Below are 12,323 nucleotides of genomic sequence, written 5' to 3'. Positions count from 1 at the left end.
GATCCGGACACTCGGGCTGCGCATCGTCCAACTCAACTTGGCGGATTTCCTACGGCACACATCCGCCGGACCGCTTCCCGGGCGCATGTTCCCCGCGACTCGTCCCCGCATCCCGGCGGGCCGCGGGCGGATGCAGGTGGGCGAGTAGAGACAAGTACAGCCATCGGTACAGCCAAGCCAAGCGGCGGCGAGCGACCCTCAGCCGCAGGGGCCGACCACCGTGCAGGTCAGCGGCTACGACCGACGCGGGCCGACATCCGTCTTGATCTTTGCAAGGCAGGGTTTAGGGTTCGAGTCCCCTGGGCTCCACCAGCACTTTCTTCGGTTGATCTCGGTCCGAGTGCAGCCATTCGTACAGCCAAGCCGGACACGCCGTCCGCTCCTAGCCGAGAATCCGGTCATTGGCCGAGGCGCCCTGACGAGCCCGCGCCGGCAGGACGTGGCCGTAGGTGTCGGCCGTCATCCGGATCGTGGAGTGCCCGAGCAGCTCCATCACCGTGCGCAGTTCCTCGCCTTGGTCGAGCAGGAACGTGGCAAAGGCGTGCCGCAGGTCGTGCAGGTGCAGCCAGTCCAGGCCGGCCGCCGCGCGGAGCTGCTCGAAGCGCTGGTTGACGTTCCGCGGTTCCATCGCGGTGCCGATGGTGCTTGCGAAGACCAGGCCCAGATCCGACCACACTTCCCCGGCCGCGAGCCGTTCCTTGGCCTGGCGCACGCGCTGTGCCTCCAACGCCCGGACGGCCAGCGCCGACAGCGGCAGCGGACGGGCCGATCGGTGCGTCTTCGGTGGCACGAACTCCAATCCATGATCCGTTCGCTGGGGCGTCTGCCGAACGAACAGCACCCCACTCGGCAGGTCGACATCCGACCACCGCAGGCCCAGCAGCTCAGCCCGCCGCAGCCCGGTCGCCAGCGCTAGGACGAACAGCGACTCCAACCGGTCGCCGGTCAGCACTGACAGCAGCGTCTTGGCTCCCTCGGGCGTCAGGGCACGCCGCTCGGTCCTGCCGAGGGCCGGCGGCTTGGCTGCCTTGGCGACGTTGCGCGGGACCAGGTCCATTCGCTCAGCGTCGGCCAGCGCGACACGCAGCACCGCGTGCACCTTGATGATGCTGGCCGGGGCGAGTTTTTCCTCGCAGCCCGGTAAGAAACCGCTGCACATCGCGAGGCGTCAGCCGATTGAGCTTCACCCGGCCCAGTCCCGGCACGAGGTGCTTGCCCACGGCCAGGCGGTAACGCACCAGCGTTGACGGCCGAGTGCCGTCGTGCGCCTTCACGTCCCGCAGCCACTCGGTCAACCAGGCTTCCAGGGTCCGAGGCTGTGCGGAGAGGTCGACGCCGAGCTGAAGTTGGCGCCGCAGCTCGTCCCGCTTCCGGACGACCTCACCCTCGCTCTTGGCGTAGACGTACTTCCGCTTCCGCTTACCGTCGATCCAACCGAGGTCGACCACCGCAGCCCACATGCCCGGTCGCTGCTCGTACACCGAGCCTTCACCATGAGACCGCCGGCGCCGGCCCGTCATGCCGCGAACTCCTCATCCGCCGCCTAGAGCTCATCAAGGCGGCCCGCAAGCGGGCCGCGCCGGCGCGGCCCCGGCCTGCTGGCGACCTCCGGCCGGCATCGGCCGGGCCGGGCGGCCACGCTGACGGGCGACAAGAGCGGAAGACCTCCGGGCTCCGCCCCTGAACCCCGACCTTCCTCAGAGATCCGCCGCTTTCCAGCCAGCCCGAATGACTACTCAAGCATTGACCTGTAGCGTTCGCCAGCGTCGCTGATCGGGCGGTATCGCTCGTTGGCTGCCGCTGCGTGCAGGTCGGCCAGGAGTTCGTCTGCGGATGGCAGACCGAGTGCTTCCCGGAGCCGGCCCCGTTCCGTGTCGAGCTGCGGCCAGTCAGCGCGAATGTAGTGGTCTGCCTGAGCCAGCCAGTCCCGTAGCTGGCTGCCATCATCACCGAACGGTCTTGCGGTCGCGTCATGGAGGCTGGACAGGTCAACGACGAGTGCCAGCGCGTCACGCAGGGACGTGGCGATTAGCCCGCCCTCGCCTTCCGATCCGACGTACACGGCTGGTCGTTGACTACCCGAGCCGACCACCATGAATGCTCCGCCCGAGGCATCCCCGGCGATCATCTCAAGGGATTCGCCGCCGGCCAGGTGGACCGGCTCAACCGGCCCGTTTGCCGCCCGGGAGACATCGAAGTCGAACAACCGCGCCAACAGGGCCGCGATCCACGGCGTAGCGCGGATTTGATCCAGTAGAGCGCGATCGGATTGCACGTCAGCGACGGTACCGCCCAGGGTCGGCGGGCCATCCACGGGCCAGTAACAGTGTCCCTGGACGGTCACGAGCGGGCACGAGATGCAGCCAGGCCGCCGGCCGACCGCAGGCGTTTCGGGCATCACGACCTGTTGAGAACGCTCTTCCAAACTGACGGTGCGGTATTGCCGTCGACACCCACCAGCTTTCGACCATCATGTTGACCATGGAAAAGCCCTTCGTGCTGCGACCGCTCGGAACGAGCTGCAGTTGGGTACTGCACCCTCCAACCGACCCGTACGGCGACGGCTACATCTGGACTGTGCGGTCAAAGATCTCTGACGAGGGCATGACGGCGGAGACGAGCGCCAAGCTGGCGGGTCGCTGGGCACCCGAGAACGAGACTCTTGGGTGGTTCTTTCAGTCTCTAGCAGACGACTGGCAGGGATGGGAAGGCGGACGAGAGTGGCGCTCGCTAGAAGGTGAGATGAAGATCGATGCGCGCCACGACGGGCGAGGCCACGTAGCCATCGGCGTGACGTTGAAGCGTGCCCGGCAGGCGTATGCCGACGATGCTTGGTCGGCCCGGACAATCTTCGTGGTGGAGGCCGGCGAGGAGATGACCAGGCTGGCGGCCGACCTCCGTGACCTCCTAGGTGGATAGGCCCTACAGCTGTACAGCCAGGCCCGCCGACGGACACGGTCCGGCGTCGACGGTAGGCGACCTGGCGAGCAGGTCAGCGGCAGTGAGTGACCGACGCCGACCGACAGAAGTCTTGATCTTTGCAGGCAGAGGTACTGCATGATGAATGTCAGGAGGCGTTCAGTGGGACGGAATCTGTGGATCACCGAGGAGCAGTGGAACGGCCTCGTTACCGAACTGGACGACCTTGGCGTCCATGACGTCAGCAGCGGCAAGGTCTACGCCGATTGGGTCAGCATCGCGGTCGCCGGTGGGGTCCGAGACTTGGTGTGTATGTCGGCTGGCTGACACCTGCCGCGCGGCATGGTCTCGTAGCGCGATCCTGCGAGACCTGTTGCCGCCCGAGGTCAGAGCCGGGGGCCGCCGTTAGGCCTGGGCTAGCCGCAGCGCCCGTTCGGCGCTGTCGATCAAGTCTTTATAAGTCATCACCTGCACCCGCGTCAGGTGCGTGTTGTACGTGCGGATCGTCTCGGCCACCTCAGCCGCCGACGCACCACAGGTTACATATCGGGGATGACCGATCACCACCGTCATCGCCGCTCGGCGGCAGTCGACCTTCAGATCGGACTGAATAACCGCCTGTTGCTGGTCTAGGCGGTCCAGATAGTTGATCACCTGCCCGACGGCCTCATTCACCAGTGGACCGACTATAAGGCGATTGCGGTGCTCCACGACCAAGTCGTCTATCCGGGCGGTCTTGAGTTCGACGCCGTGTAACGACCCGTCGGCGCGGATCAGCGGGATATCGAGCTGCTCGCGCAAAGTCAGTTTTCGTCGTGCCGCCTTGCCGATATAGAAGCCGCCGAACATCCAGGTGTTGCGCTCCAGCACTCTCTGGATCGCGTTCTCGCGACTTCTCGGGTCATCGATGAGATCGCGCAACTCGGCGATCGCCGCCCACCGCACCCGCCGCTCCAGCAGGTCCGCCAGCAACGCTGCGGCATCCGTCTCGGCAAACGCGTCTGCAGCGGCCGGGTCCCTGCGTAACACGGCCAGCAGCTTCTCGACGGCGGCCGTGACCGGCGCCGTACCGGCTGACTGCGGGTCTCCGGCCGGCTGCTCCGGGCCCGGCGCGCCATCCGGAGCGGTTCCGGCTGTGTGGCGGCCCAGATCGACCGAGACGCGTAGCCGTTGCTGGCGACGTGCCGGGCCCGGCTGTAGCGGCGCGATCGGCCCCAGCGGGAACAATCGAAATATCGGTGCCCTCAGCTCTTGGCGCTGTCTTGGGCTTCGTCTGCTATAGCGGGCGGCAACAACTCGCTCCCGGCCCGTCATGACCCAGCGCTCGACGGGCTTGGCCTGGTCGACGACGAATTCCCCGAGATAGGTACATCCGCCGCGTGAGCTGCGGAAGACCCGCAACGGCCGTCCACGGCGAACATGTTTCGCTACGGCATCGTTGGCGTACGAGAAGCTCATGTCCGTCTCCGCCACACCCGTGACCAGAAACGCCCCGTCGTCACTCCAGCTGGACCCGGCATCAGCCGGCGACAAGGTCGTGAAAATAAAGGTGTTCGGCGTGCTCTCGCTGTCTGACACCGTCGCGGTCTTCTGCCCGCCGAAGACTAGATACAGATCGGTGCGGCTGACCACCGTGCCCACCGGGATGTCCCACCGCGCAGGCCACCAGATCTCCCGGTTTTCCAGCGCGAGCCGGACAATGGCACGCCACGCCTCATTCGAGATCTCCACGGGCCGCCGCGAGCCGCGGCGCGTGCTGGCGAACGTGTACGACGCCGGTGCGGTTGACGCACGCAACCATTCACGGTCAATGGGCCGGCCGAGGAAGAGCTCGTCGAACACTACGGTGACCTGATGCGGCGTGCACCGCTCGAAGCGCGACTCGGGCGGATCGCCATGCGCGGACACGACCGCCTCGACCCGGCCGTGCGCCACGATCCCGCCGCCGCGCCCGGCACGCCGCAGAGCCACACCGTCGCCTTCGGCCAGCGGCGCGAAGACATGAGCATCCCCGAAACAGTCCGACGTCATCCAGGTCTTGCCTGCGAGACCGGCCTGCTGGCTACGGTGCAGCCGGGTGTCGCCGGTGGTGAGCAACCACTGAGCCATGGCCCGCATCTCTCATGGGTAGCCGATCTGTGACCGACCGATGATAGTCAACGCGCTTCGCGGAGCGGCACCACGACAGCCCCTGGTGCCGGTCGCCGTTGCCCGTCCAGATGCTCTGCAAGTCGCCGACGAGCGCCGCCTGGTTGGGTTTCACAGGGATGAGGAACTGTTGCGGCCCGATCCGGAAAACGGCTACAGATCCTCAGGGCTGGCGCGCGGTTGAGGGAGGAACGCGAGTGATCGACCTGGCGCCGGTGGCTCAGCCGCACGTCCGTCGCCGCCGCTGAGTCGGTGAGGTACCCCCGCGGCGATCTGGCGACGGCCCGTCTCGAGGTCATCGCCCTGCAACAGATCAGACCATACGCGAAACCGGCGGTAGTGCTCCTGCTCCGCTGATGAGCGGCGACCATCGCAACGCCGACTTGTGGCCATGGCGGGTGCTGGCGATCACGCAGGATCGGGCGGTCGCGGACCACTACCTCGACACCCGCCCCGAACAGGTGCGCCGTTGCCGGATCGTGCTGACATGGCTCGCCAACCATGACGGTCTCACCGGCCGGCAGGTCCGCCAGACGAACCACCTGTTCACCCAAGCCGGCGCGACGCAGGTCGGGGTCGCCGTCGCGCTGCGGCGCCGAGCCGGACCACCTGGGGCGACACTGACGTCGCCGTGGACGGGATCATGGGGATCGGACGGGAGAAGCGCTATTCGGTGGCAGGCGAGGCGGCGCCGGTCCCGAGCCGGATGCGAGCCTGGTCGAACGTGGTCCGTTCCGCGCTGGTCGTCCAGGTGAAGGTTGGGGTGACCGGGGCGAGTTGGTGGTACCAGCCGGGGAGTTCATGGGCGTGGCGGTACTGGTCGCCGCTGGTGCGGAGGGTTACGCCACGAGCGGCGAGGGCGTCGTCGAAGGCCGCGTACTGGTCGCTGCGGAGCATCCACCCGCGGTAGACCGCGGAGCCAGCGGCGGTCACGGCCGTGATCGCGCGGTGCCGGGTCGTCGCGGGTCAGCGCGTCGTGGTCGATCACCGCGACGTCGATCCCGGCGGCACGGGCCGCGTGGGCTTCGGGCGCGAAGTGGTCGTCGGGCAGGCGTGGCCGTAGGGGGTTCGCAGGGACCAGCATCATCATCCGGGCATCGTTCCGGAGGGACGACCTCGGGCTCTACCTGATACTTCGATAGGGCAGCCCATCCTGATGCTGGCGGGGATACCCGGGCGGTGGGTCGCAGGCTGCCGCGCGCCGCTGCCAGACTGGTCGATACCGTCCGCATGGTTCGCCGCACCGCCGCCGGTGTCTTGTGGCTCGAGCCAACTGATTTGGAACCCCACGCGAGCCGGAACCAAGAAGGGTACCTGCGGTCGGCAGCGGATTACCTGTTGATCACGCCGCGGTGGCCCGTACACAGTGGCGTGCGATTGTTGCTCGCCGTTGGTCGGCTGCAGGCAGCGGTCAGGTTGCCCGCCGCGCCGCGGGCAGGCTGGACTGCCGATCGGGGCCGCCGAGGATAAATTGAGGCGTGCACGAAGATCCCGGTGTCGTGTCGGCGCTGGCCGAGGTCCTTGTCCGCCGTTGCCTCGGCCGCGCGCGCCCCGGCGACGGCGAGCTCGCCCGGGAATTGGCCCGCACGCTGAACGAGATCACCGCGCCAGTGGAGCTTCTCGCGGTCGGCAGCGTCGGCGGTTGGGCCGGGTTCGGTCCGGACGGCCAGCTCGACAGCGACACGGTCGCCCAGGTCACCGACCTCTGCCGGGCCCTTCTCCGCGTCGAGCTAACGGTGGAGGATCGCGCCTTGACCTGTGCGGCGCTCGGGCTGCTCGCGGCCCGCGGCCTGACCGACCAGCCAGCCATAGACCTGGTCAACGTGGCGACGTCGGCGCGCATGGTCGAGCAGCACGAGCTGGCCCTATGGGCCGCACGCAAGGCACTGGAATCGGAGGGGAATCTTTCGCAGTCGCATCGGGCCCTGACCCTACTGACGGTTGCGGTCATCACCCGCGATCGCGATGCGGTGAATGAGGCGTACGCTGCGGTCGAGGGTCTGGACGCCGAAGATCCCGCGGCCCGCTCGGCGCGAGCACTGGCGCCGACGCTTCGACAACGAGGCGGGTTCTCCGGGCTCGGCGAGGCAGTGCGCGCCGGCGACCGCAGCGCCGCAGCAAGGTCGCTGTGTCCAGTCTTCGAAGAGCTGCGCGGCTCGGGCGACGACGAACTACTGTCTGGACTGTCCGAGGCCTTCGCGGCCATGGCGGGTCCGGCGATCGACGTCGAGCGGGCTCGGCGCGGCCTCACTCGAGTTGTCGGCCACCTACGCGGCCGACAACGGTTTGGCGAGGTCCCACCGGCGGCTCGTGCGGGTGTCGACATGGTCATGGACCTGCTGGCGCTCGACACGGACGCGGCAGCTGCGAATGTTCTGGCCGAATTTGTTGAGGCGCTCGCCGACACGGGACTGACCGAGGTGACCGCCCTTCCCGAGGATGATGTCCCCGCCGTTGTGCAGGCGAGACTGGCCTACCTGGCGCACAAGGCGCCGCTGTGGACGGACCTCGCCAGATGCATGGACGGCCTGCGGGGCCGATCCGCGCTCCTGATCCGGCGGCAGGGAGCCCGATCCAGGGACGGCTCCGCATTCATGACCCTCTTCGTGACGCCGCCGGATGGACTGGCCGTCAAGTCGGTACGCCTCGACGCGGCCCAGGAAGCCACCCTGCAGAACCTGGCAACCGCCGCGCCCGAATCCATCGCCCGGCTGGCCGGCGCCGACGTCAGCCGGCTGGCTTCCGAGTTTCTGCCGCGCGGCCTGATCCAACGCGCAGAGGCCGGCGGGCTTACCTCGCTGGTCGTTGTGCCCGACGGTGAGGCCTGGACCATCCCGTGGCAGGCTGCAGATGTGCTGGCCGATGTCGATGTGACGCTGGCACCGTCGCTTGGTGTGCATGCCCGGACCCCTGCCAGCGGCGGTGAGATTCGATCGATCACGGCGATAGTGGACGAACTTGCGCCCAGCGCCGAGGTCGTGGAGGACGCGTTGCTCGATGTGCGCGCTCGCGGTTTCGACGTCCGACTGCCCCGCGATCTCGACTCGGTGCTCGGCGGTGATCTGCTGCTGGTTTTCACGCATGGGGCCGGCACTGGTCTCGGATTCAGCGCCGTGATCGAGCAGCGGCCACTGCCCGCGCTGATGCTGGCCGCGAGCCGATTCCGCAGCGTGCTGGTGGCCGCGTGCTGGTCTTCGGCGGCACCACCCATCGCGTACCCGTTGAACCTTCCAGCGGCGTTGCTGCTCAACGGCACATCCACGGTCGTGGGCGGACTGTGGCCACTTCCCGCGGCCGACACCGCCGCCATCGTCGCTGCTACGGTCAGAGAGATAGCGGCTGGCGCCGGGCTGCGCCGCGCCGTCCACCAGGCCCGCTTGCTTGCCTCTGACACCGTGATGGGGCGATGGGGCCTGGCCGTACACGGCGGCCCTGCGACGTAGGCTCTCATTCCAGCCACATACGGGAGACATGCAATGGCATTGGCCAAGGCATACAAGGGCTACACCGGCATGATGTGGGACAAGCTTTCGGTCATCGCCACCTGGCAGCCCGACGTGCAGCTGGCTGTCGGCGACGTGGTCACCGGAGGTCCTGGAGGTGTGGTCACCCGTGAGACCACACTGCAAGCGCTCGGCGTCCCGTCGGACCGACTTGCTTGCACCGAGCATGAAGCCGCTCCGGTGCGGGAGCACAAGGGCGTCACGATCAGCGCCTCGGGGTCCGTCGCCGTCAACGCCGTGGCAGCAGCTGGGAAAGCGCGGGCGTCCTTTACGGAGCAGGCGTCGTTTCTCGTCGTCACTAGCCAAGGTCAGCAGCGGTCGGTCGGCAGCATGGCGGACGCACGTGCCGTCGTCGAGGAGCTCTCTGCCAGCAAGGTCTGGCAACCCGAATGGCATCTCGTGACCGCGGTACGCAGCTATCCTGCCTGCACGATCGTGATCGCCAAGAGCGGTGGCGTCGAGGCCGAGGTGAGCGTCAACGTGCCGGTGACCGGGGTTGTCGGTGTCGAAGGGGTCAAGGCCGGTGCCGACGTGAGCGTGAACGCTGACCATGCCTCGTATTGGGTGATGCCTTTTAGCAGCACTCCGCTGTTCGAGGCAGTCGGCATGAAAAGGCGCCTTCTGCGCCGCCAGTCTGCGGTCCAGGTCGCCTATCTCACCCGTGACACGGATCCGCTGGACGATGCCGAAGCGGAGTTGGTCTTCGCTGCCCAGCGTTCCTCGCCCGCAGACTTCGGTCTGTTGTAGCAGGACGTCGTGCCGAACGACGGGATCTTCGAGCGGCTGCGGCGGAGTGTGCAGGCCCGCGACGCCCATGCGACCCGGGCCGCCCTCCGCGAGCTTCATAACTCCCTGGCCTCCGTAACGGACATCCACGAAGCTGCGGTGCTCCTGGCCGAGCTCGGACTGCACGAGCCCGCCTACGAGCTGAACCGGTGCCTCGTCAACGGCCATGCGACGGCGGAGAATTTCCCGAGCGCGCTGGTCAATCTCGGCAACGCCGAGTTGGCGCTCGGCCGTTTCGAGGCAGCCCTGGCTACGTTCGCCCGAGCCCGTGAGCTGACCCCCGGGCAGCGCACCCCGACGGCAGCCAACATCGCCTTCAACGCGGCGGTCGCGTGCGCCGAACTCAACCGGATAGCCGAGGCCCGAGCCAGCTACGAGGAGGCGCTGGCGATTTGGGACGAAATCGGTGGCACGGATGCCGACCGGGGCCACGCCGTACGCGGCCTGGCCGCCTGTCTGGCGCGTACCGGCAGGTCCGACGAAGCCCTAACCCTGTTCGCAGAGGCGCTACGGCTCTTCGAAGCCGCGGCCGAGCCGAACCAGGTCGACCTAACCCACGTCGGGATCATGCAGGCGCGACAGCGGCGCGGCGACCGTTTCAACGAGGCGATGCTTAGTGAGCTGCTCGCGACCGCTCAGCGTCTGGCGCCGGTGCACCGCGCGAGCCTGCTGCACAACGTCGGCAACATTCAGCTCAACCAGGGCGATCCGGACACAGCCGTCGCGACCTACGACGATCTTTTGCGCTGGGCAGATGAGATCGGCGACGAGACGACCGCCGCCAAGGCAACAGCCAGCCTCGCTGTTGCCGAGCGAATTCGCGGCCACCTCGACGCGGCGATCCGCCTAAATCGAGAGGCTTTCGACCGGTACACCAAACTCGGATCGACGTCCGGCGCCGCGCACGCTGAACACAACTACGCCCTGCTGCTCGACGAGCTTGCGGATCGCCCGGACCAGCCGTCCGAAGTGTTGCGCCAGGAGGCTGCGGACCATGCAATCGCCGCGCTGACCGGGCTCGACCGCTACCGGCACAGCCTGCCAAGCGCGACCGATAGGTACCGGCTCTTTCTCGACGTCTACGGGCCAACGATTCCGGCGACTCTGCGGATCTGCATGAACAGCGGACGGCAGGCGGACGTGGCCGCCGTTGTTGAACGGGCACGTATCCAACCCGTCCTGCGCAGGGCCGGCGGCGGCTTCCTCGAACCCTCCCCGGTGGCTGCCTGCCGCGGTCCGGCGCCCATTGGCGGCTCCGGCAAACCGGTGGTGCTCGGGGAACTCGCGGAGTCACTGCTTGGCAAGGACGCCATGTGGCTGGGATGGTGGACGGGCGAGCATCGCCTTGTGAGGGCCTGGTCGACGGCGACCGCCGCCGACGCCGACCAGGGACCCCTCAATCTCGAAGCGCTCGCGCGGTACTCGGCGGCACTTCCGATCGTTGACCAGCCCGACCTCGAAGCCGCTTCGGGCGACCCACGTCTTGCCGCGAGAATCGCAACGTGGCGGGCGGCTTCGGGGCCGATGCTCGCCGACCCCGGCACTGCGGCACGAGCGGCAGGGGCCATCGGCGAGCAGGCCCGGGCGGCAGTTCTTGCCGACGACGGCGTGCGGGAAGCGTTCGAGTGGTCCGCCGAACAGGTGCTTTGGCCGCTGAGCGAGATGTTGCTCAGCCCCGAGGTCAGAGGCCGAGTTCTGGCGGCGCACGCCGCGCGGCGCCGTATCGGAGTGGTCGTTGCTCCGATCCCCGCCTTCGGTCGCATTCCCTGGGCCGCCTTGCCGCTCACCGATCCGCAGACTAGTGCGCCGCTGCTTTTGGCCGAGGCCGCGGACATCGCGGTGGGCCTCCCCGTCTCGCTAGCCGGGCGCTTCGGTGGCGGGGTCATCGGCGAAGCGGACGGCACGATCGTTATCGCGGACCCGCTCGGCGATCTGGAATCGGCGCGCGGCCTCGCCTCACCCGGTGCCCAGGTCCTTGGCGTCACCTCTCTCGACCCGGCCACCCGCCACCACCTCCGGCAGTCGCTTGCGCGACGTCCCCGCCTGCTTGCGGTTGCAGGACACGTGCGGCCAGGTACTGCCATCGACCCGGCCTCTGCGGCAATTCTCCTTGACGGCGAGGGTGGGAAGGCGGACCCGGTGACTGCGGCGGAACTTGCCGACCTCGCCATCCCGCCGTGGTGCCTCGTTCTCGGCTGCGATGGCTCCGGTGGCACTGTGGGCGGCGAGTGGACCGGAGTCCTCACCGGCCTGGCCTGGGCTGGTGCCCACGAGATCGCCACCAGCACCGTCCCGGTCATCGACGACGCCGTCACCGCCGAACTTGACCGCGAGCTGCTTCGCTACGTCGAGACGGACGGCCCCCTGCGTGGCCTTCTCGCGTGGCAACGAGCCCTGGCCGCCCGCGGTACAACACCCCCGTATCGCTGGGCAACATACATCGCCACCCGTTCTGTCGCCTCAGAATGAGGAGGCCGGGCGGACTACCGCTACCTGTCGCGCGCGTTGTAGCTGTCCCGGCAAGGTCGAGGCACCGAGCCCGCACGCTTCTGCTGGCCGAAAGCATCGCGGGACCGCTTGCCTGCAGGCTCTCTCTAGGCAGGCCGAGATAGGTAGAACACGCTGTTCTCGTGGTGACGGGAGGTCCCGGTGGCGGGGGAGCGGGGCGCCGTGCGAATTGGCGACGTGCTGTCGGCCTGCCCCCGTTTACCCCCCGAAAACCCCCGCTTCCAGCTGACAATCAGTGACAAAGGGCGATCACTGCTGGTTGTATCTGTGCAGCTCAATGCCTGTCTTGACACTCAATGATAAGGTCGGGACGGCTACGGTCGGTAACAAGGGGTTTTGACAAGCAATGACAAGCCCTGAACGAGGCTCGACAAGAGGTCTTCGTGGGTTCAATTCCCCTCGTTCCCGCGAGTATCCGGCCCCTGGAACGGAGGTTGCGTCGGTCGAGGACGTTACTAC

Annotated in this window: 10 protein-coding genes; 5 read left to right on the top strand and 5 right to left on the bottom strand. The window is 67.7% G+C overall.

Translation table 11 applies throughout. From position 1 onward, the window contains the following. Nucleotides 1-382: 382 nt before the first annotated feature. From ABZU25_RS31840 to ABZU25_RS31830, 3 genes are all read right to left on the bottom strand, one after another. Nucleotides 383-1,090 (bottom strand): site-specific integrase, encoded by a 708-nt coding sequence (locus tag ABZU25_RS31840; protein WP_355033050.1) that lies wholly within the window; start codon nucleotides 1,088-1,090, stop codon nucleotides 383-385. Continuing rightward, the gene (locus tag ABZU25_RS31835) at nucleotides 1,062-1,481 is read right to left on the bottom strand and encodes an N-terminal phage integrase SAM-like domain-containing protein (protein ID WP_355033049.1); all 420 of its coding nucleotides are present in this window, start codon (nucleotides 1,479-1,481) and stop codon (nucleotides 1,062-1,064) included. The genes ABZU25_RS31840 and ABZU25_RS31835 overlap by 29 nt, the downstream gene beginning before the upstream one ends. 251 nt (nucleotides 1,482-1,732) lie before the next feature. Next, nucleotides 1,733-2,275, bottom strand: coding sequence for a hypothetical protein (locus ABZU25_RS31830; RefSeq protein ID WP_355033048.1), 543 nt, complete (start codon nucleotides 2,273-2,275; stop codon nucleotides 1,733-1,735). Nucleotides 2,276-2,481: 206 nt separating this feature from the next. On the opposite strand from ABZU25_RS31830, the gene ABZU25_RS31825 reads away from it, so the two are divergent. Together ABZU25_RS31825 and ABZU25_RS31820 are read left to right on the top strand one after the other, a co-directional pair. Further along, nucleotides 2,482-2,919 (top strand): DUF6228 family protein, encoded by a 438-nt coding sequence (locus ABZU25_RS31825; RefSeq protein ID WP_355033047.1) that lies wholly within the window; start codon nucleotides 2,482-2,484, stop codon nucleotides 2,917-2,919. Nucleotides 2,920-3,081: 162 nt separating this feature from the next. Further along, nucleotides 3,082-3,246, top strand: coding sequence for a hypothetical protein (locus ABZU25_RS31820; protein ID WP_355033046.1), 165 nt, complete (start codon nucleotides 3,082-3,084; stop codon nucleotides 3,244-3,246). A 78-nt stretch (nucleotides 3,247-3,324) separates the two neighbouring features. Here ABZU25_RS31820 and ABZU25_RS31815 read toward each other — a convergent pair whose 3' ends face one another. Both ABZU25_RS31815 and ABZU25_RS31810 read right to left on the bottom strand, forming a co-directional pair. Continuing rightward, nucleotides 3,325-5,028 carry a Shedu anti-phage system protein SduA domain-containing protein gene (locus ABZU25_RS31815; RefSeq protein ID WP_355033045.1) on the bottom strand — a complete coding sequence of 568 codons (1,704 nt, stop codon included), beginning with the start codon at nucleotides 5,026-5,028 and terminating at the stop codon, nucleotides 3,325-3,327. 705 nt (nucleotides 5,029-5,733) lie between these two features. Continuing rightward, nucleotides 5,734-5,964: a hypothetical protein gene (locus ABZU25_RS31810; RefSeq protein WP_355033044.1), complete on the bottom strand. Its 231-nt coding sequence runs from the start codon at nucleotides 5,962-5,964 to the stop codon at nucleotides 5,734-5,736. 581 nt (nucleotides 5,965-6,545) lie between these two features. On the opposite strand from ABZU25_RS31810, the gene ABZU25_RS31805 reads away from it, so the two are divergent. From ABZU25_RS31805 to ABZU25_RS31795, 3 genes are read left to right on the top strand one after another with little or no spacing between them, the layout of a single operon-like run. Further along, a complete protein-coding gene (locus ABZU25_RS31805; protein ID WP_355033043.1) occupies nucleotides 6,546-8,510 on the top strand; it encodes a CHAT domain-containing protein in 1,965 nt (654 codons plus the stop codon). A 33-nt stretch (nucleotides 8,511-8,543) separates the two neighbouring features. Further along, nucleotides 8,544-9,317 carry a hypothetical protein gene (locus ABZU25_RS31800; RefSeq protein ID WP_355033042.1) on the top strand — a complete coding sequence of 258 codons (774 nt, stop codon included), beginning with the start codon at nucleotides 8,544-8,546 and terminating at the stop codon, nucleotides 9,315-9,317. 9 nt (nucleotides 9,318-9,326) lie between these two features. Next, a complete protein-coding gene (locus tag ABZU25_RS31795; protein ID WP_355033041.1) occupies nucleotides 9,327-11,825 on the top strand; it encodes a tetratricopeptide repeat protein in 2,499 nt (832 codons plus the stop codon). Nucleotides 11,826-12,323 lie beyond the last annotated feature (498 nt).

The sequence above is a fragment of the Micromonospora sp. NPDC005215 genome (assembly GCF_040607915.1).
In the GTDB taxonomy this organism is placed as follows: domain Bacteria; phylum Actinomycetota; class Actinomycetes; order Mycobacteriales; family Micromonosporaceae; genus Micromonospora.
This window is presented reverse-complemented; position numbering and strand designations above follow the sequence as displayed.